Below are 25,130 nucleotides of genomic sequence, written 5' to 3'. Positions count from 1 at the left end.
TCTGCCCATGACCTTTTCCTTCCTGCTCACCTCGCTCATCGTCGTCGCCTCGCCCGGCACCGGCGTGCTCTACACCTTGGCTGCGGCGCTGACGCGCGGCTCACGCGCGAGCGTGGCTGCCGCCTTCGGCTGCACGCTCGGGATTGTGCCGCACATGATAGCTGCGATGCTCGGGCTTGCCGCGGTGCTGCACACCAGCGCGCTCGCCTTTGCCGCGCTGAAATGGGGCGGCGTCGCCTATCTGCTCTACATGTCCTGGCAGGCGCTGCGCGAGACCGGAGCGCTGGCGGTCGATGGCGAGATCAAGGAGCGGTCGAGCCGCCGCGTCATCGTCACCGGCTTCCTGATCAACATCCTCAATCCGAAACTGTCGATCTTCTTCCTGGCCTTCCTGCCGCAGTTCATTGCGGTGGATGAAGCCCACGTGCTGGCGCGGATGCTGGAATTGAGCGGCGCCTTCATGGCGATGACCTTTGCGGTGTTCGTCCTCTACGGTCTCTGTGCGGCGTCGGTGCGCGAGCGCGTCATCTCCCGCCCGCGTGTCATGGCCTGGCTGCGCCGCAGCTTTGCCGCCGGCTTTGCCGCGCTTGGTGCCAAGCTGGCGTTTGCGGAGCGCTAGGCTTCTCCTTCACCTCTCCCCGCTTGCGGGGAGAGGCCGCAGCTGAGCGTGGAGCAATAAAAAAGCGGGCCCTGCGCCCGCCATCCCTAGACTCTCTCGACCCTTACCCGACGCCCGGGCGGAGCGAGGCTCCACCCGGGCAAAGAACATGCTGGCTACTTCTTCTTCGCGGCCTTCTTGGCCTTTTTCTTCGTCGCCTTCTTCGCCTTCTTCGCTTTCTTAGCCATAGTATCCTCTCAAGGGTTCATGGTTAAACGCGACACGAGGGATGCTCGGCGGAGGGCCAGCCTCGCAACATCCTCGACCGCAAACTCAGCAGATTCGCGGGCGGCTGCCCCGTGCTGTCACATCTGTGTCATTACGTTATCCACAGCTCAGATGCATTTTTGGGTGATTTTTGCCCACGAATCCGCATCGCGATGCGCATCGGCGTGGCCGCGCAGGGAGACCGCGACATGCCTAATGATCCGATAGTCGCGGCGCACTGTTCATGAATCCAAAACCAAGGGCGAGCTTTCGCAGATCGCAGTGAGGTTCCGTTAAGTGCAATCCGCGCATTCTTCTCCGCAAGAACGCGGGGAAGGGTCATGGACGAACGGCTGCCAGAGATGGGGGGTGCGACGCTGCGCGTGCCGCACGCGCCATGCTGAACGTACCGACACTCTGGACGGTCTTCGTCGTCAACTTCCTGGCGCTTGGCCTGATCTGGGCCTACGTGACGCGCTCCTATCCGAAATTTGCGGCCGCGCGGTTCTGGATGGCATCGTCGTTCGTCGGCGCCGCCGGCGCGATGACGGCCCTGGTCCGCCTGTTCGTCGCCTCTCCCCTGCCGCTTCTTGTCGGCGCTGCCGGCGTCATCGCGGCGAGCTGCCTCGCCGCGATGGGCATTCAGCGTTTCTATGACCGGCCGGTCTCGTGGCGCGTCATGACCGCAACGGGGGTGCTAAGCCTCGCCGGCGTCGTGTTCTTCATGGTCGGCTTCGAGCACATGCAGCTGCGCATGCTGAGCTACACGCTCGGCCAGGCCTTGCCGCTGGTGCTGGCGCTGCGTCTGCTCCTGGCGCCGCCGGAAGGCCGCGTCAGCCCGGGCGCGCGGCTGTCCGGCATCGTCATCCTCACCATCATCGGGATCCTTGCGGTTCGCACACTGGGCAATCTGCTCGGCCACGATTTCTCGGCGCGCGCCGGCGGTCAGGCTCATGGCGTCATGGTGCTGGGCCTCCTGTTCCTGTCGATGACGCTCAATTTCGGCTTCCTGCTGATGGCGATGGATCGCCTGCGCAACGAGGTCGCCGACCTCGCGCTGCTCGACGATCTCACTGGCGTCGCCAACCGGCGGCATTTGTTGCAGCGCCTGTCCGAGGAATGCGCCCGGTCTGAGCGCAGCGGCGAGCCGTTCTCGCTGATGGTGATCGATCTCGACGGCTTCAAGGCCATCAACGACACCCATGGTCATGCCGCGGGCGATGCCTGTCTGCGGCACTTCACCCTGATGGCGCAAACGCGGCTGCGGCCGGGCGACATGCTGGCCCGCACCGGCGGCGACGAGTTCTGCGTCGTGCTGCCGTCCTCGTCCTTGCGCGAGGCTGCCGCGATCGCCCGCCGCGTGCTCGAGGTCTGCCGTCAGGACGCCGCGGCCTGTACAACCAGGGACATCCCGATCGCGATCTCGATCGGCGTTGCCGAATGGGACCGCGGCATCGGCCAGTTTCCGGACCGCCTCATCGCCCATGCCGACCACGCCCTCTATGCCGCCAAGAAAAACGGCAAGAACGACTTTGCCGTCTACGATCCGGCTCCGCCGCTCTCGCCTGAGCGGCCCGGGCTCGGCGAGGCCACGCGCAAATTCGCATGAAGCCTGCTAGGATTTGGGCCCGCCTTGGACCCGTATGATGATCCTCCGCCTGCTCGCCGCTTCTCTCGCCGCCCTTGTTCTGCTCACCCCAGCCGCTGCAACGGACGCCGAGCTCGCAAAGATCGCGCGCGTCTCCGGCACGCCTGACATTCCCGGCCTGAAAATGGTCTGGCTCGCGCCATGGGGCGATGTCCGCGACGCCCATCCCTGGCGCAACATCATCGTGCACCAGACCGAGGGGCCGACAGGCTCGGCGCGCGGCGGCGCGGCGGAGCAGTCGAAGAACCCGACCCGCCGCGGCGTCACCGTGTGGGTCGAGACCGACGGCACGGTCTATTGGGCGGTCGCCGAGAACCTGGTGCCGACCCATGGCGACGGCGCCAACCGCAACGACAACAAGTATATCGACAACAGATCGACCTATCGCCAGGTGGTGCGCGACAACTCGATCGGCGTCGAGTTCGCCGGCAACTATCCGGATGTCACCACGGGCCCGACCGAGGCGCAGGTCGCGGCATGGAAGATCCTCGTGAAGGTGCTGCGCGCGCGCTACGGCATCCCGCTCGACCACGTCTATGCGCACAACTGGATCGACTACAAGGACGCCCGCTATTGCGAAGGCTGCTGGCTCGCGACGCTGGCGCGGATTTGGGGGGAGTGACGGGCAGGCGCGTCCGGCAAACCGAAGGCCGAAACCTCCGGTGCCGGACGGCCATCGAGAGTGTAAGTCCACCGGGTCTTCCCAGGCTCAGGGGAATGCCTTGGGAAGATCGGCGGAAGGCTTCGTGACGATCTGGTGCGCGTCGCGCCAGATCACTTCGCGCTGGCGCGAGGTTGTAATCGTGCGCACCGGCAGGCCACCCTCCTCGAGCAGCCAAGCGCAGTAGCGCGCGCGGCTGACAGCCTCGCGGGCTTGAGGATCGAACCAGCAAATGCCCCAGATCGAATCGCGCCGCTTGAAGTGACGCGCGATGCGTCCAGGAAGCGGCAGATGCTGCGCGAACCAATTGAACTGGTCCGAGAGCTCATGCCGGATCCAGTCCGGACAGTTGTTTCGCTGGACATACCAGGACGCACGAAAGAAGCCGCTCTCCACGCGACTGTGCGGGTGGATGAGCGGTGTAACGAACCGCAAATACATGACGACACGGCGCGACGCCTTGTTGCGTCGCGCCCCTCGCAGCCAGATGCAATGAATGGAGAACAGCCGCGAAGCGGCGTTCAGCTTATGACCGATTGCCGATCAAAGAGGTCGGCGGTCAGAATGTATCGATCTACTTTTCATGCCGCCTCCCTTGGTTGCGCTGAACAACAAAGGCGCGATATCGCGCCGGGCGGCAGCACATACATCAGCAAGCGTCCTGCGGCAAGCGTGATCGACAAGGACGATTGAGCGGGAAGCATTCATGACGCGCTCCGGAATGACGAGCTAAACCGGCTGCGCCATCCAGCCGAACAGCCGCCGCATCAATCCCGGCCGCCGTGGCAATTCCGGCGGGCCGTCCGACGCCAGCACGCGTTTGAAGAAGTAATCCAGGAACACCATGTCGTTCGGCTCGGTGACGGTGAATTGCTCGTCGCCGAAGAACACGCTGTAATTATAGAAGAACGGGCCCATGAGCGGGATCGTCGCGGTCGAGGCATAGTCCTTGGAGATGACGAACTCCGCGGGGTCGAGCCCGTGCTCGCGCATCGCCTGCTCGACCAGCGGCAGCTTGCGCATGAACTGGGCGGAGAAGCCGCCGACGGTAGATTGCAGGATGATCGACACGGTTGGTGTCCGTTCAGTTGAGGCCGCCGGCCCGATCATTCTGGGTCGGTTGACCGGCCGCGCGGGTTCAAGGCAAGCTCGGTTCTACGTCGGCCGCGGGAAGGAGACCGTGATGGCGGTCGGTCTCACTTGGCAGGGCTCTCCGCCACAACCCCCGCTGTCATCGCCCGGTTCAACCGGGCGATCCAGTATTCCAGAGGCCTGCGTTCGAGATCTCGCTGCCGGTACCGGTTCAAGCCGGGGCATGACAGCGAGTGCGGCGCGCGTCGCATCGCGCAGAGAAGGCACGGCGGATCACTCAAACAGAGCATCGCCACAAACAAAAAAGCCGGCGTTGCCGCCGGCTTTCTGTCTCTTGTCGATCCGCCAATATCTACCGCGAAAGCCCGCTTAATGCGCGGCCTCCAGTGCGGCCTGTTCCGCCCGTGCGATCGTGCCCTTGACCGCGGCCTGCACCTTTTCGAAGGCGCGGACTTCGATCTGGCGGACGCGCTCGCGCGACACGCCGAACTCGGCGGCGAGGTCTTCCAGCGTCATCGGCTCATCGGCGAGGCGGCGCGCCTCGAAGATGCGGCGTTCGCGCGGGTTGAGCACGCCCATGGCGCCGTTCAGCGCGTCACGGCGATGATCATACTCCTCGTGCTCGGCCAGCATGGCTTCCTGGTTGGGCGTGTTGTCGACCAGCCAGTCCTGCCATTCGCCGGCTTCGCCGTCATCGCGGATCGGTGCGTTGAGCGACGCGTCGCCACCGAGGCGGCGGTTCATGTCGATCACGTCCTGATCGGTGACGCCGAGGCGCTTGGCAATGATCTTCACCTGGTCGGGGCGGAGATCGCCCTCGTCCAGCGCGTTGATCTTGCTCTTCGCCTTGCGCAGGTTGAAGAACAGCTTCTTCTGGTTCGCGGTGGTGCCCATCTTCACGAGCGACCAGGAACGCAGGATGTACTCTTGAATCGACGCCTTGATCCACCACATCGCGTAGGTGGCGAGACGGAACCCCTTTTCGGGTTCGAAACGCTTCACCGCCTGCATGAGGCCGACATTGCCTTCCGAGACGACCTCGGAGATCGGCAGGCCGTAGCCGCGATAGCCCATGGCGATCTTGGCCACGAGGCGGAGATGGCTGGTGACGAGTTGGTGCGCCGCGTCGCGATCGTCATGCTCACGCCAACGCTTGGCGAGCATGTATTCCTGCTGGGGTTCCAGCATCGGGAACTTGCGGATCTCGGCGAGGTAGCGAGAAAGGCCGGATTCTCCATTGAGGACCGGCAAAGCAGCGGTACGGGCCATGATGAAGCCCTCCAAGGTTCAGGCCCCCGATAGCGGCGGGCCAGGCAGACGACCGCTGTGTTAAAGCCGGCCGTAGCTGCGATGTTCCGTTGGTCATTTCCAACGCAAGCGCAATATACCCCAAGGGGGGTCAAAAAGGGAAGGATTGCTGACGTCACGTCCCCGTGTGGCAGCTATAACTTTTTGTAATGTAACGCTTTTCCAAGGCGGCCTGCGTCATAGCGCCGCTTTCAGGGCACCCTGAAGGAGAAGCAAATCCTTCGGCAGCGGCGCTTCCCAGTGGAGTAATTCTCCGGTTCTCGGGTGCTCCAATACCAGCAAATAGGCATGCAGGGCCTGCCGCCCAAGCGTGGCGAGAGTCGCCTGCGACTCCGGGCCGAGGTGGCTCGCCTTGGTCTTGAAGTGCGGGCCATAGACGGCGTCCCCCATCAGGGGGTGGCCGATATGGGCGAGGTGGACGCGGATCTGATGGGTGCGTCCGGTCTCGAGCTCGCAGGCGAGCAGCGAGGCGATTGGCTTGCCGTCACGCCCCGCAAAACTCTCCAGAAGCTCCCAATGCGTCACTGCCTCGCGGCCGCCCTGGCGCACCGCCATCTTCTCGCGCGCATACGGGTGGCGGTCGATCGGCGCATCGACGGTGCCGCGGTGGCGTCCCGGCAGCCCCCAGGCGAAGGCCATGTAGCCGCGGCGCATCGCACCCGTCCGGCCGTGGTCGGCGAATTGCGCGGTGAGCGAGGCATGGGCGAGGTCGTTCTTGGCGACTACCATCAGCCCGGTCGTGTCCTTGTCGAGCCGGTGCACGATGCCGGGCCGGCGTACCCCGCCGATGCCGGAGAGCGAGCCGCCGCAATGGGCGATCAGCGCGTTGACCAGCGTGCCGGTCTCATGGCCGGCCGCGGGGTGGACGACGAGGCCCTTCGGCTTGTTGAGGACGACGATGTCGTCGTCCTCGAACACGATATCGAGGGCGATATCCTCGCCCTTGGGCTCGGGCGGGGCCGCCTCCGGCACGTCGATTGTGATCGTATCGCCGGATGTGACGTGATAAGCGGGGTCGCGGATCGCGGCGTCCTTGAGGCTCACCGCGCCCGCCAAAATCAGGGCTTTCAGCCTCGATCGCGACAGGTCGGTGAGGTGCGCCGCCAGCACGCGGTCGAGCCGGGCCGAGCCCTCGTCGCCGGCGACGACAACTTCCAACCTTTGCGCAGAGCCTGAGCTATCCATGACGACGTCTGATACCGCTGTTCCCGAACCGAGCCCCGAGCAGGCCGCGCTGTTCGCGCGGGTGCGGCGGATGATGCTGATCGCGGGGTTGACCACGGCGCTGGCAATCTGCGCCGTCCTGATCGCGGTGGGCTACCGCCTTTTCAAGTCGGAGGGAAGGGCGTCCGAAATGGCCGGCGACGTCACCGCCGCCCTGCCCAAGGGCGCCAAGATCGTCTCGACCGGGGTCGCCGGCGACCGCCTCGTGGTCACGCTGGACGTGGGCGGGGTCATCGAGATCCGCACTTTCGACGCCCACACCCTGAAGCCGGCCGGAAAGCTGAAATTTGCCAATGAGCCGTAAGGCCGGCCGCGGCTGTTGATCGTTCTCCGGTCCAGTTTGTCTTGCCGCGCAACTTCTGATTTAGGTCCTGGCTTGGGAAGTTGGGCTGGGACTGGGAATGGGACGTATCAAGTCGCGCGTCGTCGCAATTGCACTCGTTGTGGGGTCGTACGGATGCGCTGGATCTGCGGCGCTCGCAGAGCCGGCCAAGCAGCCCACAGCACCAGCCAGGCAGGCTGGACTTGCCGCGCCGGCCAAACAACCCGCGGCGCAGGCCAAGCCAACGGGCTCGCGGAACGCACGGCTCTATTTCCTGCGCGAGAAGGGCATTTTCGGCGCGATGGGCGGAATGGCGGCCTCGTCGGAAATCCTGATCGACGGCAAGTCCGTCGGAAAGGTCGACATGGGGACGTTCTTCTTCGTCGACCGGCCGCCGGGCGTCCACAAGATCGCCTCCCACATGAAGATGTCCATGACGGACTATGAGGTCGAGGTCCCCGTCGAGGCCGGCAAGACCTACTATTTTGGCGTCGGGACGCAGCGGACGGGCGCCATCGGCCAGGACCTGCTCAACCAGGCCGTCGCCGGCAGCAGCGGCCAGCAGATCCGCTCCTCTTCGCCGTTCAAATCCGCCTTTGCGGGCGCGGGCCTGTTCCGCCTGGAGCCGGCCGCCGGCGCTGCGGCGATCGAGAAACTGAAGCAGCCGTGAGCGTTCCCGGCAGTTTCGCGGGGCACGGCAACCCGCCCCGCAATTAAGCTTGAGCCGCAGTGACCGTGCATATCCGGGGTTTTCGCCCCCGATCGAGGCTTGCCGCCGACAAAATTCGCGGCTATGTCCTGTCCCTCACGCTCCCTTCGTCTAGCGGTTAGGACGCGGCCCTCTCAAGGCTGAAACAGGGGTTCGATTCCCCTAGGGAGCGCCAGCGGCTCTAGAAGCGCTGAGATTTCAAAAACATCGCACAAATCAATGGCTTTGCTGCTCTTGACTGGTAGCAAATCTTGGTAGCTTTTGATGCATGCGATGCCATATCTAATCAAGAACTCCGCTGGGGTTTGGTGCGTTCAGCGCAAGGTTCCCGAAAGGCTCCAAGCCGCCGTTGCGCGCATACTAAGCAGCAAGAAGCCCACCCAAGCCTATCTCAAGAAATCATTGGCAACGAAGGACCGTCGCGAGGCTACACGACGAGCCCCGCACGCGCTTGCCGACATAGACCGCACCCTTAGGGAAGCCGAGGCTCTCGTAAAGCAGCCAACTGCAAAGGCTGCACTTCGCGCGAACCTCACCGATACCGAAATCGAGCGAATGGCGGAGTACGTCTACGCGAAGGCTCTGGCATGGGACGAGCGCACACGATACGGCCGCGATGAACTTAAACGCATGGAAGCGGAGCACATTCGGCTGACCTACTTACGAAGCCGAAGCCCAAGCTCTCCAAGGCCCAAGAAGTCGCGGTAAAGAAGGTTGCGCGAGAACTGCTAGAGAAATTGCAAGATCAGCTGTTCGTTGACCAATGGCAGACGAAGCAGCAAACCCGCGCTTCTGTACAGAGCACCATCCGGTTCACTCTTAACGAGCTTCCCGAGGATCCTTACCCCGAACCTATTTGGAACGAAAAGGTGGATGCTGTGTGGGCATTCATCTTCGCACGGCGTCAAGGAAGCTCAAGGGGAGCAACTAGGACTTCATAGGAAGGCGGGGCAGTGTGCTCGAAATCCGCCGCATGCGGGGAGAGCTAAGTTGGAGGCCACCCGTGTTCTCGCGCTTTACATAAGTGCGCCTTAGGCGCTTAGGAGGCGAGGTGCTATTGAAGTTGCAGTCGTTAGTGGAGGTGGGGCGGTTTAGCGCGCTCAAGCACAAGGCTCCCCGCTTCACTCGTTTGTCGCTCATCTACGCGCGTAATGGGCATGGGAAAAGTACCGTCTGCGCGTTGTTGCGCGCTGCATCTGTGAGGGATGCCGCGGCGGTTTTGGCCCGAAAAAGGCTGGCATCAAGGAACGCACCTGGTGCCAAGTTCGAGTGGGCTGATGGCACTGCCGAGTTCGATGGACGGCAATGGAGTACTTGTCCCGGCGCCCTTCACGTATTTGATCAGGATTATGTTGAGCGGAACGTGCACGTCGCCGGCAGCGTGACGCGCGATAATAAGCGACAATTGCTACAGGTGATTGTTGGCCAACGCGGTGTCGAGCTGGCCCAAAACATCGCTCAGTTAGACGTTGATGTTAGGACGGCCAGCACTCGTCTTAGCGAACTAGAGCGTCTCATAAAGGCGTCCCAGCCGGTTGTGACAAGCGTGGAAGCATATTTTTCGTACGAAATCCCCGTAGATATTGAAGAGCAGATTGCTTCGCATAGCCGGGCCGTTATCCGAGACTTCCGGGCCCTCAATGAGTACACCCGAGCAAACCATCACGGAGGAGCGTCCCGCCCCGATCAAGATGCGTTACGCGCGCAATGCCGACGAGTAGTTTCAATTCTCGGGAGGTATTGAAGAATATTGCGGGTGGTAGCAGACCGTGGTAGCAATCAGCGCGCAGCTGGTCTGATTTGTCCTTGTTTTTCAGTGGTTTGTTCCGATGCCCTTCGTCTCCCCTAGGGAGCGCCATTGCCTTGAAGCTACCTTCCCTTGATCTCGATTTGATTGTTCCCCCCGCTGGGTGAGCGCTTGTGGCATTGGCGATCAACGTTCGAGCCGATAACAATTCAGCAAGTGAGATCGAGCGGCTGTGGGATCAGGTCGTAGCGTTCGAAGTCGAGCCTTCGATGCGCACCCTTGGCTACCGGCCACATTTTACATTTGCGATCTACGACTCGCCTGCGATCGACGAAAAGATAGCATGGGCGGCCATGCTGGCGGCCGTCGCTGGCGAAGCGCAATTTCGCATCGAGTTCAAACGGATTCGTTGGTTCGCAGGCTCGCCTCTCGTTCTCTGGGCGGAGCCGAGCTCCAATGAGGCGCTAACCCGCATCCACAGCTCCGTCAGCGCCGCAATCGACCCGGCGCATTGCCGCCCTCATTACCGGCCCGGGGCATGGACGCCGCATTGTACGCTCGGCTTGCGCATCGCCGATGAGCGGCGTGATGACGCGATTGCTTTTGCGCGATCGTTTGATCGAAGCATGGAAGTGCTGTTCGACGTGGCAGATTGCGTTGCCTTTCCGCCGGTTCAGGTAATCGCTGAGCAGCGATTGCCCCCGTAGTCGATGGCACGGCCACGGTGGGCAAGGTCGGTAGCTTCGACGCCAAGTCGCTAGCAAACATGTTGCAGGCGAAGGCGATCTCGCCGAACTCGGCGGAGTTGTAGGTGATCTTCTCGCCCAGGGCATACCATCGAACTCGGTGTTCTCTCTTCATAAGGATCTCGGCCATGCCGGTGTGCTCGTGGGTGTCGATAATCGCGCCGACGGCCGTTTCCAGATCGAAGCGCGTCTGAATGTTCATCCAGAACGCAGCGCCAGTCTTGACGAATTTTCCGAGCTGCAGAGCAGTATTGGCCGTGACGGGCTTTTCCTCGCGCGCAATGCGCTCGATCCGGGTGCGCGGCACGTTCAGAGCGGCTGCGATCGCGTAGGGTGTCAGTTTGAGCGGAACGAGAAATTCCTCGCGCAGGATTTTGCCGGTCGCTTTCTCCGCCTCTGCGATCACTGCGCCTGCAATCGCTTCAGGTCGGCAATGGCGGCACGATACTCTCGAAACGAGGTCGGGCATCCGTCTCGCGCGGCTGCAAACTCGTTCCGGGCCGCGACTGTATCTTTGCTCTTGAGCTGAGCGATCCCAGCGTAATAGTGCGCCTCGCAGGTTTGATCTGAATTCCTGGCCGAAGCCAGGGCTGCGGCGGGAGTGATCCGGCCGACGAGCACTTCGCCGACGGTTCTCGGCCAATCCCTGAGCTGGCCCTTGTCGAGTGCAGCTGACAGCGCGATATCCGCATCGGCAGATCGTCCCTGCATCCGCGCCACCGATCCCCAGATGACGCCGTAGCCGTCGGGATCGGAAAATCGCGCCTCCCGGTCGTAGTCCGAAGCGGCATCCCTGAAATCGCCTCTCCGATAGTACGCATCTCCCCGGGCCGCGTAGTAGTCAGCCGCGACGCGATCGGCCTCCGGACGACTCACCTCCTGGTCTTTGGCAAAGGTGGTGTTCTTGTCGGGTCCAAGCCTGATGGCATCGGTGAAATCCCGGATCGCCTCGTCCAGCCTGTCCTCGGACATATAAATCTGCCCGCGAATGAACCGGCTTGCGGCACCTGAGGGATCAAGATTGATGGCCTCGGTGAGAGAAGCGATTGCGCGTGTGGTGTCGCCCTTTTTGGCCAAGGTCAGTCCCAGCTCGTGATGAGCGTAGTTGTTCTTCGGGTTGAGCCTGACCGCCTCGGTGAAGTCGGCTTGAGCCGCATCCATGTTGCCGAGTGCAAAATTTCCGAAGCCATGCTTGAGCAGCGCCATGGATCTTGCATCGGGAGGCAATCTGGCGTCCTGGGAGAGGCTGCCGCACGCTGCCATCATGCGCGGGACATCGCTGTTGTCCTGACAATCGTTCAGGTCTTGTGGGGTGGCCGCAAACGCGCTTGCCGCCAAGGCGACGATAGAGGTGATCAAAGCTGCCCTGCAGCCGATGCGCAGGCCCTGATTTGACATTGCAGACCTTTCGCCCCCTTGCACGACACACTTGGCCGATGATCCCGACGCAGGCAACGCGACTTGCCGCGACGGCAACCTTATAGCGATCTTTTCCATCGTTCTACCGGAGGCTTGTTGGGCCGTTGCCCTTCGGGCAAGACATGCCGCGAGGTCGCGAGCGCATGCAGCATCGGCATCAGTGGCGGTAGTCGTTCTCCCCAAAATCTGCACTATGCGCTCCGCGCCTCCGGAGCTGCTGCCGGGTCTTCGGAGGTTCTGGCAATAGCATGCGGAGTGACGACATGAGCGGCTTGGTGATCTCTGGCGGCCGGGTGGTGGATCCCGCAAGCGGGATGGATGCCATTGGCGATGTGGCGGTGATGGATGGCAAGATCGCCGCGGTCGGCACGGGCCTCGGCGGCGCCGAGCAGGTGATCGACGCGACAGGGCTCGTGGTCGCGCCGGGCTTCATCGATCTGCACGCGCATGGCCAGTCGATCCCGGCCGACCGCATGCAGGCGTTCGACGGCGTGACGACGACGCTCGATCTCGAGGCCGGCGTGCTGCCGGTCGCCTCCTGGTATGAGCGCCAGGCGCGGAAGGGACGCGTGCTGAACTACGGCGCCGCCACCAACTGGGCCTTTGCGCGCATCGGCGCGATGACGGGCTCCAATGCGGAGAGCTCGCTGGAGGCGTTCGGCAACGCGATGCGCGACCGCCGCTGGATGGACAACGTGGCAAGCGACGCGGAGGTCGCCGGCATCCTCGAGCGTCTTTCGCGCGGCCTGAACGAGGGCGGCATCGGCATCGGCATTTTGAACGCCTATGCGCCGGGTGCCGGCGTGCAGGAGCTGACGGCGGTCTGCCAGCTCGCGGCGAGACAGGACGTGCCGACCTTCACCCACGTCGCCTACATGTCGCGCGTCGACCCCGAAAGTGCGGCGGAAGCCTATATCCGCCTGATCGGCTATGCCGGCGCCACCGGCGCGCACATGCACATCTGCCATTTCAACTCGTCGAGCAAGACCGACATCGAGCGCTGCCGCGTGCTGGTCGAAAAGGCGCAGGCGCAGGGCCTCCCAATTACGGTCGAGGCCTATCCCTACGGCACCGGTTCGACCGTACTGGCCGCGGCCTTCTTCAGTGATCCCCAGTTCGTCGAGCGCAACGGCACCGGTTACGATTCAGTGCAGCGCGTGACCGACGGTCACCGCTTCCGCGATCGCGAGGAGCTGCTGAAGGCGCAGGCCGAAGAGCCGTCCTCGCTGGTGCTCTGGCACATCCTCGATACCGACAACAATGCGCATCATCGCGATCTGCTCGATATGTCGGTGCTGTATCCCGGCGGCGCGATCGCGTCCGATGCGATGCCGTGGACGACGTCGGACGGCAAGACCTACACCGGCGACGCCTGGCCGCTGCCGGATGACGCCACCTCGCATCCGCGCTCGGCCGGCTGTTTCACGAAGTTCATCCGCGAATGGGTGCGCGAGCGCAAGGCCGTGTCGCTGCTGGAAGGCGTGCGCAAATGCGCGCTGATCCCCGCGGAGATCCTGTCGCAGAGCACGCCGGCGATGCGCGCCAAGGGCCGGCTCGCAAAGGACGCCGATGCCGACATCGTCGTGTTCGACTACGAGAAGCTCTCGGACCGCGCGACCTTCACGGCGATGAACCGCCCCTCGGAAGGCGTGAGGCATCTGATCGTCAGCGGCCAGCCGCTGATCAGCGATGGCGTGCTGGACGTGGCGGCGCGGCCCGGCCGCCCCGTGCGCCGGCCCGTCATCGAGGGCTGATCCCATGCCGGTCCCCATTCTCCTGGTGACGGGCTTTCTGGGGGCGGGCAAGACCACGGTCGTCAACCATCTGCTGGCGAATGCGGAGGGGCGGCGGATCGCCGCAATCGTCAACGATTTCGGCGCGATCAACATCGATGCGGAGCTGATCGCGGGCGCCAGCGACGGCGTGGTCAGCCTCGCCAATGGCTGCATCTGCTGCTCGCTCGAAGGCGATCTCCTGCGCACGCTCTCGACGCTGCTGCGGCGCGATCCGAAGCCCGAATATATCGTCATCGAGACCAGCGGCGTCGCCGATCCCGCCGACATCGTCCGCAACCTGATGGACCCCGTGATCCTGCGCGAGGCGCCGCTGGAAACCGTGCTCTGCGTGATGGATGCGGCGACGCTACCGGCGGCCCTGGATGATGCGCTCCATCGTTCGCAATTGCGCGTCGCCGATATCGTGGCGCTGAGCAAGCTCGATCTGGCGGACGAGAGCGCAGGCGCCCGCATGCGCGAAGCCATCCGCGCGCAGCGCGTCCCCGCCGTGGTGGTGGATGCCAGGCACGGCGAGATTCCGTCCGCGCTGCTGTTTCCCGCGGCTGTTGATCGCGCGCCCGCGCCGCGCGACCCTGGACCACGACGGCCGTCCGAGGAGCGCTTCGAGACGCTGAGCTGGACCTCGGATCAGCCGCTGTCGCTGCCGCGCCTGCAGCAGGCGATCGGCCGCCTGGCGCCAAAGCTTGCGCGCGCAAAAGGCCTGTTCGAGACCGTCGAGCAACCCGGGCGCCAGATGGTGCTTCAGTTCGCCGCCGGCCGCGCGACGCTCGCGCCGGGCGATGCACCGGCGGAAGGCGTGCCGCGATCGCGGATCGTCTTCATCACCGAGCTCGGCGTGCTCTCGAAGGCCGAGCTCGACGGGATCATGGAGGCGTGTATTGCGGGTGGGTGAAGCAAGCGATCACGCCAGAAGCACGCCCCTCACTTCACGCGAATTGCGCGATGCCGTTTCCGACGGACCAGTTCTCCGCGGGGGCGTCGAGCACGTTGACGAACACGTCCTCGGAGCGGATGCCCGGGTTTTCGCCGAGCAGCTCCGCGATCCGGCGGTACAGCGCCTTTTTCTGCTCCGGAGTGCGCGATGCGAACACGGTGATCTGGATCAGCACGGCGTCGTCGCTGCGTTTGACGCCATAGGCATTGCCGCAGCGGAAGTTCGAGGCGTCATGCTCGCTCATGGTCATGAACTCGTCGCCCTCGGGCACGTTCAGCGCCTCGCGCATGGCGCGGTACAAACCATCGAGGATCGCCTGCCGATAGGCTTCCGGTTTGCCGGCGCGCATCGAGATGTGAAGGAGAGGCATGGGCGGGTCCCTTTTGGCATGTGGGCCCGATCGGCCAGGGCGCACGCAAGCGCCGGCCGTTGGGCCCATTGACGGAGCGGGCTATCAATCCCAATTAGTTTTTGACACGATGTCGAGAAAACACGTTCTTGACATCGTGTCAAATATTTTTGCCATGCCGAGGAGCAGGATTTGAGGCCGCGCGAATTCGACCACGACGACGTCCTGCGTATCGCGTTCGACCAGTTCTGGCGCAAGGGCGTGCGCGGCACGTCGCTGTCGGACATCGCGCGCGATGCCGGTGTTCAGCGCGGCAGCCTCTACAATGCCTTCGGCAGCAAGGAGGCGCTGTTCCTCCAGGCCTATGAGCGTTATGCGGGCGATTATCTCCTCGCCCTGCAAAAGGCGCTCGGCGCGGGCTCATTGCGAAAACGCCTTACCGCGTTCTTCGACCTGACCATCACCAACTTCCGCTCGGGCTCGCCGCCGCGGGGATGTCCGACTACGCGCGGATTGATGGAGCTCGGCGCGGCCGAAGGGGAAGGCCTGGACGAGGACGCGCGTCAAGCCTTTGCGGGCCTCATCTCGCGCATCACCATGCTGGTTCAAGAGGCGTTGGCGGCAGGCGCAGAGCGCGGCGAGTTCAATGGCAATCCCGCGGCCGCAGCGCTGCACATCATCACGGTGACGCGCGGCCTTGGCGTGCTCGAACGTGCCTTCGGCGACGAGCCGCAGCTGCGCAAGATCGCGGCTCACACCATCGATCTCGTGCTCGGCAAGAAGGGCGGTTAGGTCAACTCGCAAAACGACGACCCCAGCGGTGGTGATCCCTGGGGCCGTCTGGAGGTTTTATGGAGGGCATCGAGCACTGCGTCTCCATGAGGATGTTGATAGCGCAAGGTCGCTTGAGATGCGACTAGAACCCATCAAAGCGTCAGCATAAGGCAAGCGCGTTGACGGCCCGCGTTGTCGCGATCTCGTTCTCGTTCCCGACGTACTGGCAAACGATGGATTCGAGTTCGCCCGGCTGGTTGCGGCGTGCGACCGCCAGCAGTCGCATCAATTCCGCCTCGTCCTGCGAGAGACGCCGGCACGAGGGCGGCATGAAGCACAGTTCGCACGGCCGGCCGCTGCGCAGGATCCTGACGAGCGCAGCAGCGCGCGCCACCAGCAGCGGACTGTCGGCGATGCCCGGCGCCTCGTCGGCGAAGCGATAGGCCGCTTCCCAGCAATCGGAGGCGCCGGTCGCATAGGCCGCTCCGATGAATCGGAACAGCGACAGCGCGACGCGGGAAAATTCATCGTAGCTCTCGACGCAGGGACGCGCCGCAAGCGCGGCCTGGAGCGGACAGAGCCGCGGCTGGCCGGCTTTCTCGACTGGTGCAGACCCGCACGTATCGTGGAGCATGAACGATCCCGTCAGTGCAGCGTGGGACTTCCGACCAGCCAGCTCTTCATTGCCATCGTCCGGTCATGGTCGAAAGACGGAACGTGTCGGTCGGGCAGGATGAGGCCGGCCATGCGGAAGATCGTTGCAAGCCCCCGCACGGGCGCGAGAGCCCAATCGGCACCGACCGGCGGCAACCAGCTCTCGAACTGCTCGCGCGCGACGTCGATGCGTTCCTGCTGTGCCGCGGCGATCGCCCGCAAGATCCCGTGCTCGCTGTCCGACATCTTCGGACAGGTCGGGCAATGAACTTCGATGGCCGTATGCGCCGTGCAAGCGAAGATCTCGATGATGGATTCCAGCGACGGCACGGCGTCGCCGACGCGAAAGTGGTCGTACACTTGCTGGATATCGGCCGCGGTCGGAACGGCGCTTCCGCTGCGTGCCTTGGCCCGAAATCCCCAGATGAAGAGCCGCTCCGCCGCGCACAGCGCGGGAAGGTCGAGGGACTTGCCATATGTCGATTGATGCATTGAGCCTCTGGCCTTTGCAGCTCACGCCACAGCTGGCGCTGTTGATCTGCGCCGATCGTTCCGCCAGAGCCGACCGCAAGTCAACGCTCGTAGTGGCGATATCGAGGTCTTCTAGATCTAAAGAGCCGGGATCCCGGATGCAGCCAAGCCTCGCCAGCCTGCCAAGCCGCACGCATTACGCCGGCGGCCTCCAACGCAATTTTGCGGGGATTTGGAGAACCCGAATGCTTAAAGCTTCGCTAAGGGGTGCGGGATAAACTGGCATATCAGCCCTTCCAATTCTTGCGAGCACCGATGTTTTTTTCCCGCATCAGTTTCAAGCTGGTCCTGATTGTCGGCATCAGCCTCCTCGGCATGATCGCTCTGGCGCCGATCGCGCTCTCGACCCTGCGCGCGCAGATGATCGCCGACCGCCAGGCCAAGACGCAGCACATGGTCGATGTCGGCTACGGCATCCTGGCGCACTATCAGAAGCTCGAGAGCGCGGGGAAGCTGCCGCGCGAGCAGGCGCAGGCCGCCGCGATCGCAACGATCAAGAGCCTGCGTTATGACAAGGTCGAGTATTTCTGGATCAACGACATGGCCCCCAAGATGGTCATGCACCCGATCAAGCCCGAGCTCGACGGCAAGGATCTCTCCGGCATGAAGGACCCCGCCGGCAACGCGCTGTTCGTGGGCTTCGTTGACGTCGTCAACAAGCAGGGCGCGGGCTTCTACAGCTATCTCTGGCCGAAGCCGGGCTTCGAGCAGCCGGTCGGAAAAATCTCCTATGTGAAGGGCTTTGCGCCCTGGGGATGGATCATCGGTACCGGCATTTATCTCGACGACGTCGATGCCGTTTTTCGCCAGAATGCGACGACATTCGCCTACATTTGTCTGGCCGTCCTGGTCCTGGTGCTGGCCTGCTCCTTCGTAATCGGCCGCAGCGTGACCCGGCCGCTCGCGAACATCACCGCGCTGACCGAGCGGCTCGCCGCCGGCGACAGCGCGTTCGAGGTGCCCTACACCGGCCGCAGCGACGAGGTCGGCGGGCTCGCCAAGGCGCTTGCCGTGTTCAAGGACAATGCGTCGGCGGTGAGCCGCATGCATGCCGAGCAGCAGGAGACCAAGCAGAGGGCCGACGACGAGAAACGTAAGACGATGGCCGATCTCGCCGGCAGGTTCGAGGCGAGCGTTCAGGCCGTTGTCCGTGACGTCTTCACCGAGGCGCGCGCGATGCAGCAGGCCGCGCAAGGCATGTCGGAGACCGCGAACAAGGCGACAGACCGCGCGAGCTTCGTCGCGACCGCCTGCCAGCAGGCGTCGAGCAATGTGCAGACGGTGGCGTCCGCCGCCGGCCAGCTGTCGTCCTCGATCACCGAGATCAGCCAGCGCGTCGCGCAAGCTGCAAGCGTGGCCGACAAGGCGGCCGCGGACGGTCAGCGCACCAACGACACGGTGCAGGGGCTGGCCGCCGCCGCGCACAAGATCGGCGAGGTCATCGACCTCATCAACCAGATCGCCTCGCAGACCAATCTGCTTGCGCTCAACGCCACCATCGAGGCGGCGCGCGCCGGCGAGGCCGGCAGGGGATTTGCCGTGGTCGCGAGCGAGGTGAAATCGCTGGCGAGCCAGACCGCGAAGGCGACCGACGAGATCGGCGCGCAGATCACCGCGATCCAGGCCGAGACCAACCAGGTCGTCGGCAACATCGAGAGCATCCGCAAGACCATCATGGAGGTCAACGAGATCTCCTCGTCGATCGCGGCCGCGGTCGAGGAGCAGGGCGCCGCGACACAGGCGATCGCCCACAGCGTGCAGGAGGCGGCGTCCGGCACCGACCAGGTCTCGCAGAACATCTCCGGTGTCACCGACGCCACGGCGGAAACGGGCCAGGCCGCGGGCCTCGTGCTGCAATCGAGCGGCCGGCTGTCGCAGAAGCTGCAATCGCTGGAGAACGAGGTCAGCACCTTTGTTGCGGGCGTGCGGGCCGCCTAGTATAGCCGCAGGATGGGCCAGAATTCCCGTCGGCGCGCGCGCATCCTCCTGATCAATCCGAACAGTTCCGGGGCGACCACCGCAATGATGGTCGCCATTGCGAAGTCGGTCGCCGCCGACGGCTTCGACATCGTCGGCCGTCATCATCGGCGGCGGGCCTAAGGGCGAGGCCGCGCGCGAGCTTCAGTCGATGTTCGCGGTGCCGGTCATCGCACCGATCCCGTCTGCCGTGACGCGGATTATCCGCCTCGTCGCGGCGCGCGCGGGCAATTGATATTCCGGCCCGCGGGACCGGTCACCGCGACCGGCTTTCCCGCCCTTGACGGCTGCGGTTAAAGTGAAGAAGCAGGATCATCGAACCTGCCGACCCGCGCCTCGGCCCGCGGGCATGGAGACGCCGCATGTCGTTCAAGAAACTCCTGATCGCCAACCGTGGCGAGATCGCCATCCGCATCGCGCGCGCGGCGGCCGATGCCGGCATCGCGACGGTCGCGATCCATCCAGCCGATGACGCGCTGTCGCTGCACGTGCGCGTTGCCGACGAGGCGGTCGAAATCCCCGGCCGCGGCGCGCGGGCCTATCTCGATATCGAAGCGGTGGTGAAGGCGACGAAGAGCGCCCGCTGCGACGCGGTGCATCCCGGTTATGGCTTCCTCAGCGAGAACGCCGCGTTCGCCAAGGCTTGCGCGGATGCAGGCATCGCCTTCGTCGGGCCGAAGCCGGCCGCGCTTGAACTGTTCGGCGACAAGGTTGCGGCCCGGCAACTGGCCAAGCGTTGCGGCGTGCCGATCATCGCCGGCACCAGCGGGCCCTCGTCGCTGGAGGAGATCACGGCATTCTTCGAATCCCTCGGCAAGGGCGCGGCGATCGTGATCAAGGCGATGGCCGGTGGCGGCGGCCGCGGCATGCGCGTCGTGGAGAACGCCGCCGATCTCGCGGAAGCCTATGCGCGCTGCCAGTCCGAGGCCAAGGCGGCGTTCGGCTTCGACGGCGTCTATGCCGAGCGCCTGATCCGCCAGGCCCGCCACATCGAGGTGCAGATCATCGGCGATCGCCATGGCGCGATCTCCCATCTCTGGGAGCGCGAATGCACCATCCAGCGCCGGCACCAGAAGCTGATCGAGGTGGCGCCGAGCCCGTCGCTCAGCGACGCCTTGCGCGGCCGCATCATCGAAGCTGCGAGGCAGCTTGCGACCGCGGCGTCCTACGACAATCTCGGCACCTTCGAGTTCCTGGTCGACGGCACGGCCGAGGACAGCTTTGCCTTCATCGAGGCCAATCCGCGGCTTCAGGTCGAGCACACCGTGACGGAGGAAGTGCTCGGCCTCGACCTCGTCCGGGCCCAGCTCGCGGTCGCCGCCGGCGCAACATTGGCCTCCCTTGGTCTGGCACAGGGCTCCATCCCAAAGCCGCGCGGCTACGCCATGCAGCTCCGCGTCAACATGGAGACGCTGGACGAGCTGGGGGCGACGCATCCGACCGGCGGCGTGCTCGCCGTGTTCGAGCCGCCGTCAGGGCCCGGCGTCCGCGTCGATAGTTTTGGTTACGCCGGCTACAAGACCAGCGCGGCGTTCGACTCCCTGCTGGCCAAGGTCATCGTGCATACGCCGGGCGAAGCCTGGCACGACGTCGTGGCAAAAGCCTCGCGCGCCCTGCGCGAGTTCAGGATCGACGGTGTCGTCACCAACATCGCCTTCCTCCAGGCCGTGCTCGCACATCCCGATTTCAGGACCAACCGCATCGCGACCGATTTCATCGATCGCAACATCGCAAAGCTGGTCGAGGCGGCCGATGGCGCGGCAAAGCCGCTCTATTTTTCCGCGACCGAGCGAAGCGGCCATGGCGCGGAGACGCACGTCGCGCAGATCGTGCCCGAAGGCGCGGTGATGGTCGCTGCGCCCTTGCAGGGAACCATCGTCACCATCCAGGTGAAGGAAGGCGAGATCGTGCGCCCGGGCCAGCAGCTCGCCGTGATCGAATCCATGAAGATGGAGCATCTGGTCATGGCCGAACAGGGCGGCCGCGTCATGAAGCTCGTCGCCGGCGATGGCGTTACCCTGATGCATGGCGAACCGATCATGTATCTGGAGCCGCTCGACGTCGCGGCCGATGCGTCGGCGGCGGAAGCCGATGTCGATCTCGACCATATTCGTCCCGATCTTGCCGAGGTGATCGCGCGCCAGGCCAATACACTCGATGCGAACCGGCCGGCCTCGGTCGAGCGCCGCCGCAACACCAACCAGCGCACCGCGCGCGAGAACGTCGCGCAGCTCGTCGACGACGGCTCGTTCATGGAATATGGCAGCCTTGCGATTGCAGCGCAGCGGCGCCGCCGCAAGCTCGACGATCTCATCAAGAGCACACCGGCCGATGGCCTCGTGATGGGTGTTGCGACGGTGAATGCCGAGAAATTCGGCGCCGAGGGCGGCCGCTGCATCGTCGTGTCCTATGACTACACCGTGCTCGCGGGCACGCAGGGCCACATGAACCACAAGAAGATCGACCGCATGCTGACGCTGGCGGAAGACTGGCGTGTGCCCTTGGTGTTTTACGCCGAAGGCGGCGGCGGCCGGCCCGGCGACACCGACCGGCTCGGCATGACCGGCCTCGACGGCCCGTCCTTCGTGCAGTTCGCACGGCTCTCCGGCCTCGTGCCGGTTGTCGGCGTGGTCTCCGGCTATTGCTTCGCCGGCAACGCCGCGATGCTCGGCTGCTGCGACGTCATCATTGCCACCAGGAACGCCTCGATCGGCATGGGCGGTCCGGCGATGATCGAAGGCGGCGGTCTCGGCGTCTATCACCCGGCCGAGGTCGGCCCGGTTACGTTCCAGTCACCGAACGGCGTGATCGACATCCTCGTCGAGGACGAGGAGGAGGCGACGCGGGTGGCGCAAAAATACCTGTCCTATTTTCAGGGCGCGGTGACGGAGTGGCAGGCCGCCGATCAGCGCCAGCTCCGCCGCGCGATCCCGGAGAACCGTTTGCGGGTCTACGACATCCGCAGCGTCATCGATCTCGTCGCCGACAAGGATTCCGTGCTGGAGCTGCGCCGCGACTACGGCGTCGGCATGATTACCGCGCTGATCCGCATCGAGGGCAAGCCGTTCGGTCTGATCGCCAACAATCCGCGCCATCTCGGCGGCGCGATCGATGCCGACGCCGGCGACAAGGCCGCGCGCTTCCTCCAGCTCTGCGACGCCTTCGATCTGCCGATCGTCTCGCTCTGCGACACGCCCGGCTTCATGGTCGGTCCGGAAGCCGAGAAGACCGCGATCGTGCGCCACGTCTCGCGCATGTTCGTGACAGGTGCCAGCCTCACCGTGCCGCTGTTCGGCATCGTGCTGCGCAAGGGTTATGGTCTCGGCGCGCAGTCGATGATCGGCGGCGGCTTCCACGCCTCCTTCTTCACCGCGGCCTGGCCGACCGGCGAATTCGGCGGCATGGGCCTAGAGGGGTATGTCCGCCTCGGCTTCCGCAAGGAGATGGAGGCGATCGCCGACCCCGAGGAGCGCGAGACCTATTATCGCAACAAGGTCGCCGAGCTCTATGCCAACGGCAAGGCGGTCTCGATCGCCTCGGTGTTCGAGATCGACAACGTCATCGACCCCGCCGAGACGCGGCGCTGGATCATGGCGGGCGTGCGCTCGGTGCCGAAGCCGCCCGCGAGGACGAAGAAGAAGCGACCCTGCATCGATACGTGGTGAGCGCAGTGCAGCAATAGCTGCGTCCCGGTTCCCGATTGACATCCCCGCCTGTGCTGCCAGACTTTGCACAATAATGCAGGGTGGAGACGTCCGCGATGGCCAGCCTTTCGGCCTCGAACCATGTCGCCCGTGTCTTGTCCGTCGCCAACCACGTGGCCGACGTCGATGCCTCGTCGCGGATCGCCAATTCCTGGCGGCGCTGCGTAATCAGCCACAAGCTCGATCCCGCGCGCCAGGGCCCGCCGCAGACGCTGACCGAGGCCGAGATCCGGCACGTCGCCGAACCGATGGAGGAGACGATCCGGCTCGCGATGCCCGAGCTCGACGATCTCGCCCGGGTGCTGCGCGAGGCCGGCTACTGCGTCAATCTGGCTGATACGAACGCGACCATGCTGTTCAGCCGCCTGCCGGGGGAAGCCGACGCAAAGATGTTCTTGGACTGGAAGATCTACACCGGCTCGAATTTCGCCGAGACCTTCGAGGGCACCAACGGGCTCGGCACCGCGCTTGCCGAAGAGAAGCCCATCCTGGTGCATCGCGACGAGCATTTCCGCGCGCAGTGGCACATGTTCTCCTGCGCCGTGGCGCCGTTGTTCGATCAGGCCGGCCGGCTCGCCGGTGCCGTGAACATCACCTCGTGCCGCGAGGATCTCGAACGCGCCGCGCATCAGCTCGCGCTCGCGGTGACGATGGAGGCGACGCGGCGGATGGAGGGCGCGATCTTCCGCGGCCATTTCCGCAACGCCTGGATCGCCACCGTGCCGGGCGACGGCGGCAGCGGCCTGCTCGCCTATGACGACGATCGCCGCATCGTCGGCGCCTGCCGCTCGGCGCGCGCGCTGCTGGGCCTCACCGACGGCTTGATCGCATCGGGCATCGATCTCTCGCGCTATATCAAGTTCGATCATCATGCTGCGCGTCGTGCGGACGAGGTCGTCGAACTGCGCCGCGCCGACGGCAGCGCGCTCGGGCAGGGACATGTCGCGCCGCCGCTGCGGGCGAGGCCGTCCACTCAGCGTCGTGACGTTCCCGTCGATCGTTTCGATTCGCTGCATCGGCTCGCAGGTCGCGATCCCGGCCTGATCAAAAGCGTCAAACGGCTGCGGAGCATCGGCGACCACAATCTGCCGGTGCTGCTGCATGGCGAGACCGGCGTCGGCAAGGACGTGTTCGCGCGCGCCATTCACGCGGCGAGCAACCGCGCCCGCAACCATTATGTCGCGCTGAACTGTGCGGCGATGCCGGAGAGCCTGATCGACGCCGAGTTGTTCGGCTACGAGGCCGGCGCCTTCACCGGCGCGCGCCGCGACGGCTCGAAGGGTCTGATCGTGCAGGCCGACGGCGGCACGCTGTTCCTCGACGAGATCGGCGACATGCCGATCGCGCTGCAGACGCGCCTCTTGCGCGTGCTCGAAAACCGCGAAGTCTGGCCGCTCGGCGCGCTCAAGCCTGTGCCGGTCGACATCCGCCTGATCAGTGCGACCCATCGCGACCTCGGCCGCATGGCGGAGGAGGGCGCCTTCCGCGCCGATCTCTACTTCCGCCTGCGCGGCATGGAGGTGCGACTGCCGGCGTTGCGCGAGCGCGCCGACAGAGACGATATCATCCGCCAGATCGTGCGCGAGGAGGCGCCGGATTGCCGCCTGTCGGACGAGGCCTGGGCGTTGCTCTCGGCCTATCCCTATCCCGGCAACATGCGCCAGCTCCGTCACGTGCTGCGACTCGCCGGCTGCACCGCGGAGGACGGCGTCATCATGGATGCCGATCTCGATCTGCCTCCGTTCGGTGGGAGGACGGCAGAGCCCGATCTCGCAGCGGCCGAGCGCGCGACGATCGTCGAGGCGCTACGCAAGCATGGCGGCCGCGTCACCGAGGCGGCGCGGGCGCTGAAGCTCAGTCGTGCCACGCTGTATCGCAAGATCAAGCAGTTGAAGATCGAGACGGCGCAGTAGCATCCAGTCGCATACGGCGAACTCTCTTCCCCTCTCCCCTTGTGGGAGAGGGCGGATCGCCGCCTAGCGGCGAGACGGGTGAGGGGGCTGCCTCCGCGATTACTCATTTTCGAGTTTGCGGAGACATACCCCTCATCCGGCGCTTCGCGCCACCTTCTCCCACAAGGGGAGAAGGGAAAGCAGCAAGCGAGAAGCTTACGAAAAATCGCTCCAGCTCAGATGCCGGGAATCGAGGTCGCCGACTGAAACGGTGCTGCGGATTTCGTGAGGGACGTGGAAGCTGCTGCGCAGATACACCAGCGGCGCGGCCTCGTCGGAATGCGTGACGCCGCGCACCTCGCCGACGAAGATCGAATGCGTCTTGGTTTCGAATTCCTGCGCCAGCACGCAGTCGAACGCGGCGACCGCATCCGTCAGCACCGGTGCGCCGGTCACCCCGCGCGTCCACTGCCCGAACGCAAATCGGTCGTCGCCGTTGACGCCCTTCTGGCCGCTGAAGGTGAGCGCGAGCAAGGCATGGTCCTCGTGCAAAAAGTTGATAGCGAAGGCGCCTTCCTCGCGGATTCGCGCATGTGCGCTGGCGTTGCGGTTGACGCAGACGATCAGGGACGGCGGATTGTCCGATAGCGAGCAGGCTGATGTCACCGTCAGCCCGGTGCGCTTGCCGTGCTCGGCGCCAACCGTGACCAGCGCAACCGCGCCGGCGCATTGGCGCATTGCAAGTTTGAAATCCTTTGCGTCGACGCTCACGCCGAAA

The 25,130-nt window shown here is 64.6% G+C and carries 23 protein-coding genes, 1 tRNA gene and 2 pseudogenes; 16 read left to right on the top strand and 10 right to left on the bottom strand.

Annotation, left to right across the window (positions count from 1 at the left end; translation table 11 throughout):
- The first annotated feature begins 7 nt into the window (after positions 1-7).
- The 3 genes from ABIB95_RS29095 (at position 8) to ABIB95_RS29085 (ending at position 3,135) form a co-directional block, all read left to right on the top strand.
- Complete coding sequence (locus tag ABIB95_RS29095; protein ID WP_354244390.1) at positions 8-619, top strand: LysE family translocator; 612 nt, start codon at positions 8-10, stop codon at positions 617-619.
- Positions 620-1,262: 643 nt separating this feature from the next.
- A complete protein-coding gene (locus tag ABIB95_RS29090) occupies positions 1,263-2,474 on the top strand; it encodes a GGDEF domain-containing protein (RefSeq protein ID WP_354244387.1) in 1,212 nt (403 codons plus the stop codon).
- A gap of 34 nt (positions 2,475-2,508) precedes the next feature.
- The gene (locus ABIB95_RS29085; protein WP_354244384.1) at positions 2,509-3,135 is read left to right on the top strand and encodes a peptidoglycan recognition protein family protein; all 627 of its coding nucleotides are present in this window, start codon (positions 2,509-2,511) and stop codon (positions 3,133-3,135) included.
- An 87-nt stretch (positions 3,136-3,222) separates the two neighbouring features.
- On the opposite strand, the gene ABIB95_RS29080 is transcribed toward ABIB95_RS29085, so the two are convergent.
- The 4 genes from ABIB95_RS29080 to ABIB95_RS29065 all read right to left on the bottom strand — a co-directional run bounded on the left by ABIB95_RS29080 (position 3,223) and on the right by ABIB95_RS29065 (position 6,759).
- A complete protein-coding gene (locus ABIB95_RS29080; RefSeq protein ID WP_028150707.1) occupies positions 3,223-3,615 on the bottom strand; it encodes a hypothetical protein in 393 nt (130 codons plus the stop codon).
- 288 nt (positions 3,616-3,903) lie between these two features.
- Positions 3,904-4,245: a hypothetical protein gene (locus tag ABIB95_RS29075; RefSeq protein WP_063985480.1), complete on the bottom strand. Its 342-nt coding sequence runs from the start codon at positions 4,243-4,245 to the stop codon at positions 3,904-3,906.
- A 390-nt stretch (positions 4,246-4,635) separates the two neighbouring features.
- Entirely contained in the window at positions 4,636-5,535 is a 900-nt protein-coding gene (rpoH, locus tag ABIB95_RS29070) for an RNA polymerase sigma factor RpoH (protein WP_254123162.1), read from the bottom strand.
- Positions 5,536-5,751: 216 nt separating this feature from the next.
- On the bottom strand, positions 5,752-6,759 hold the full coding sequence (locus ABIB95_RS29065) for an RluA family pseudouridine synthase (protein WP_354244380.1): 1,008 nt from the start codon (positions 6,757-6,759) through the stop codon (positions 5,752-5,754).
- Here ABIB95_RS29065 and ABIB95_RS29060 point away from each other — a divergent pair.
- The 6 genes and pseudogenes from ABIB95_RS29060 to ABIB95_RS29030 all read left to right on the top strand — a co-directional run.
- Complete coding sequence (locus ABIB95_RS29060) at positions 6,758-7,102, top strand: hypothetical protein (RefSeq protein WP_259256241.1); 345 nt, start codon at positions 6,758-6,760, stop codon at positions 7,100-7,102. The two genes, ABIB95_RS29065 and ABIB95_RS29060, sit on opposite strands and share 2 nt — an antisense overlap.
- Before the next feature lie 97 nt (positions 7,103-7,199).
- On the top strand, positions 7,200-7,790 hold the full coding sequence (locus ABIB95_RS29055) for a DUF2846 domain-containing protein (protein ID WP_354244377.1): 591 nt from the start codon (positions 7,200-7,202) through the stop codon (positions 7,788-7,790).
- 139 nt (positions 7,791-7,929) lie between these two features.
- Positions 7,930-8,004 (top strand) — tRNA-Glu (locus ABIB95_RS29050).
- A gap of 89 nt (positions 8,005-8,093) precedes the next feature.
- Positions 8,094-8,537, top strand: coding sequence for a DUF6538 domain-containing protein (locus ABIB95_RS29045; protein ID WP_354244374.1), 444 nt, complete (start codon positions 8,094-8,096; stop codon positions 8,535-8,537).
- Between the two features lie 316 nt (positions 8,538-8,853).
- Entirely contained in the window at positions 8,854-9,573 is a 720-nt protein-coding gene (locus tag ABIB95_RS29035; RefSeq protein WP_354244371.1) for an AAA family ATPase, read from the top strand.
- A 272-nt stretch (positions 9,574-9,845) separates the two neighbouring features.
- Positions 9,846-10,124: pseudogene (locus tag ABIB95_RS29030) on the top strand (2'-5' RNA ligase family protein); the annotation flags it as partial.
- Here ABIB95_RS29030 and ABIB95_RS29025 read toward each other — a convergent pair.
- Positions 10,063-10,791: a HigA family addiction module antitoxin gene (locus ABIB95_RS29025; RefSeq protein WP_354244368.1), complete on the bottom strand. Its 729-nt coding sequence runs from the start codon at positions 10,789-10,791 to the stop codon at positions 10,063-10,065. The pseudogene ABIB95_RS29030 and the gene ABIB95_RS29025 sit on opposite strands and share 62 nt — an antisense overlap.
- Complete coding sequence (locus tag ABIB95_RS29020; RefSeq protein ID WP_354244365.1) at positions 10,725-11,720, bottom strand: tetratricopeptide repeat protein; 996 nt, start codon at positions 11,718-11,720, stop codon at positions 10,725-10,727. The genes ABIB95_RS29025 and ABIB95_RS29020 overlap by 67 nt, the downstream gene beginning before the upstream one ends.
- A 284-nt stretch (positions 11,721-12,004) precedes the next feature.
- Between ABIB95_RS29020 and ABIB95_RS29015 the strand changes: the two genes are divergently transcribed.
- A complete protein-coding gene (locus ABIB95_RS29015) occupies positions 12,005-13,495 on the top strand; it encodes an amidohydrolase family protein (RefSeq protein WP_354244362.1) in 1,491 nt (496 codons plus the stop codon).
- 4 nt (positions 13,496-13,499) lie between these two features.
- Positions 13,500-14,429, top strand: coding sequence for a CobW family GTP-binding protein (locus ABIB95_RS29010; protein ID WP_354244359.1), 930 nt, complete (start codon positions 13,500-13,502; stop codon positions 14,427-14,429).
- Positions 14,430-14,463: 34 nt separating this feature from the next.
- On the opposite strand, the gene ABIB95_RS29005 is transcribed toward ABIB95_RS29010, so the two are convergent.
- A complete protein-coding gene (locus ABIB95_RS29005) occupies positions 14,464-14,841 on the bottom strand; it encodes a tautomerase family protein (protein WP_354244356.1) in 378 nt (125 codons plus the stop codon).
- Positions 14,842-15,012: 171 nt separating this feature from the next.
- On the opposite strand from ABIB95_RS29005, the gene ABIB95_RS29000 reads away from it, so the two are divergent.
- Positions 15,013-15,612 carry a TetR/AcrR family transcriptional regulator gene (locus ABIB95_RS29000; RefSeq protein WP_354244353.1) on the top strand — a complete coding sequence of 200 codons (600 nt, stop codon included), beginning with the start codon at positions 15,013-15,015 and terminating at the stop codon, positions 15,610-15,612.
- Positions 15,613-15,754: 142 nt separating this feature from the next.
- Here the strand turns inward: ABIB95_RS29000 and ABIB95_RS28995 are convergent, their stop codons facing one another.
- Positions 15,755-16,228 (bottom strand): hypothetical protein, encoded by a 474-nt coding sequence (locus ABIB95_RS28995; RefSeq protein WP_354244350.1) that lies wholly within the window; start codon positions 16,226-16,228, stop codon positions 15,755-15,757.
- 11 nt (positions 16,229-16,239) lie between these two features.
- Entirely contained in the window at positions 16,240-16,740 is a 501-nt protein-coding gene (locus ABIB95_RS28990; RefSeq protein WP_354244347.1) for a hypothetical protein, read from the bottom strand.
- Between the two features lie 294 nt (positions 16,741-17,034).
- Here ABIB95_RS28990 and ABIB95_RS28985 point away from each other — a divergent pair, with 294 nt between their 5' ends.
- From ABIB95_RS28985 to ABIB95_RS28970, 4 genes and pseudogenes are all read left to right on the top strand, one after another.
- Positions 17,035-18,717, top strand: a complete 1,683-nt coding sequence (locus tag ABIB95_RS28985; protein WP_354244344.1) for a methyl-accepting chemotaxis protein — start codon at positions 17,035-17,037, stop codon at positions 18,715-18,717.
- Positions 18,718-18,847: 130 nt separating this feature from the next.
- Positions 18,848-18,991, top strand: a pseudogene (locus tag ABIB95_RS28980) (aspartate/glutamate racemase family protein); the annotation flags it as partial.
- Between the two features lie 127 nt (positions 18,992-19,118).
- A complete protein-coding gene (locus ABIB95_RS28975; protein ID WP_354244341.1) occupies positions 19,119-22,421 on the top strand; it encodes an acetyl-CoA carboxylase family protein in 3,303 nt (1,100 codons plus the stop codon).
- Between the two features lie 95 nt (positions 22,422-22,516).
- Complete coding sequence (locus tag ABIB95_RS28970; protein WP_354244338.1) at positions 22,517-24,373, top strand: sigma-54-dependent Fis family transcriptional regulator; 1,857 nt, start codon at positions 22,517-22,519, stop codon at positions 24,371-24,373.
- 195 nt (positions 24,374-24,568) lie between these two features.
- Here ABIB95_RS28970 and ABIB95_RS28965 read toward each other — a convergent pair whose 3' ends face one another.
- A complete protein-coding gene (locus ABIB95_RS28965) occupies positions 24,569-25,123 on the bottom strand; it encodes a flavin reductase family protein (protein WP_354244335.1) in 555 nt (184 codons plus the stop codon).
- Positions 25,124-25,130 lie beyond the last annotated feature (7 nt).

Source organism: Bradyrhizobium sp. LA2.1 (genome assembly GCF_040547725.1).
Classification (GTDB): domain Bacteria; phylum Pseudomonadota; class Alphaproteobacteria; order Rhizobiales; family Xanthobacteraceae; genus Bradyrhizobium; species Bradyrhizobium barranii.
Note: the sequence above shows the minus strand (reverse complement) of the source record. Positions and strands in the feature narration are given on the sequence as shown.

Bases quoted from the DNA above. Each gene is read 5' to 3' on its own strand.
- ABIB95_RS28970 (WP_354244338.1), top strand. From the start codon at position 22,517: ATGGCCAGCCTTTCGGCCTCGAACCATGTCGCCCGTGTCTTGTCCGTC.
- ABIB95_RS29020 (WP_354244365.1), bottom strand. From the start codon at position 11,720: ATGTCAAATCAGGGCCTGCGCATCGGCTGCAGGGCAGCTTTGATCACC.
- rpoH (WP_254123162.1), bottom strand. From the start codon at position 5,535: ATGGCCCGTACCGCTGCTTTGCCGGTCCTCAATGGAGAATCCGGCCTT.
- ABIB95_RS28985 (WP_354244344.1), top strand. From the start codon at position 17,035: ATGTTTTTTTCCCGCATCAGTTTCAAGCTGGTCCTGATTGTCGGCATC.
- ABIB95_RS29080 (WP_028150707.1), bottom strand. From the start codon at position 3,615: ATGTATTTGCGGTTCGTTACACCGCTCATCCACCCGCACAGTCGCGTG.
- ABIB95_RS29085 (WP_354244384.1), top strand. From the start codon at position 2,509: ATGATGATCCTCCGCCTGCTCGCCGCTTCTCTCGCCGCCCTTGTTCTG.
- ABIB95_RS29025 (WP_354244368.1), bottom strand. From the start codon at position 10,791: ATGCCCGACCTCGTTTCGAGAGTATCGTGCCGCCATTGCCGACCTGAA.
- ABIB95_RS29015 (WP_354244362.1), top strand. From the start codon at position 12,005: ATGAGCGGCTTGGTGATCTCTGGCGGCCGGGTGGTGGATCCCGCAAGC.
- ABIB95_RS29095 (WP_354244390.1), top strand. From the start codon at position 8: ATGACCTTTTCCTTCCTGCTCACCTCGCTCATCGTCGTCGCCTCGCCC.
- ABIB95_RS29055 (WP_354244377.1), top strand. From the start codon at position 7,200: ATGGGACGTATCAAGTCGCGCGTCGTCGCAATTGCACTCGTTGTGGGG.
- ABIB95_RS29060 (WP_259256241.1), top strand. From the start codon at position 6,758: ATGACGACGTCTGATACCGCTGTTCCCGAACCGAGCCCCGAGCAGGCC.
- ABIB95_RS29065 (WP_354244380.1), bottom strand. From the start codon at position 6,759: ATGGATAGCTCAGGCTCTGCGCAAAGGTTGGAAGTTGTCGTCGCCGGC.
- ABIB95_RS29090 (WP_354244387.1), top strand. From the start codon at position 1,263: ATGCTGAACGTACCGACACTCTGGACGGTCTTCGTCGTCAACTTCCTG.
- ABIB95_RS29010 (WP_354244359.1), top strand. From the start codon at position 13,500: ATGCCGGTCCCCATTCTCCTGGTGACGGGCTTTCTGGGGGCGGGCAAG.
- ABIB95_RS28975 (WP_354244341.1), top strand. From the start codon at position 19,119: ATGTCGTTCAAGAAACTCCTGATCGCCAACCGTGGCGAGATCGCCATC.
- ABIB95_RS28990 (WP_354244347.1), bottom strand. From the start codon at position 16,740: ATGCATCAATCGACATATGGCAAGTCCCTCGACCTTCCCGCGCTGTGC.
- ABIB95_RS28995 (WP_354244350.1), bottom strand. From the start codon at position 16,228: ATGCTCCACGATACGTGCGGGTCTGCACCAGTCGAGAAAGCCGGCCAG.
- ABIB95_RS29005 (WP_354244356.1), bottom strand. From the start codon at position 14,841: ATGCCTCTCCTTCACATCTCGATGCGCGCCGGCAAACCGGAAGCCTAT.
- ABIB95_RS29045 (WP_354244374.1), top strand. From the start codon at position 8,094: ATGCATGCGATGCCATATCTAATCAAGAACTCCGCTGGGGTTTGGTGC.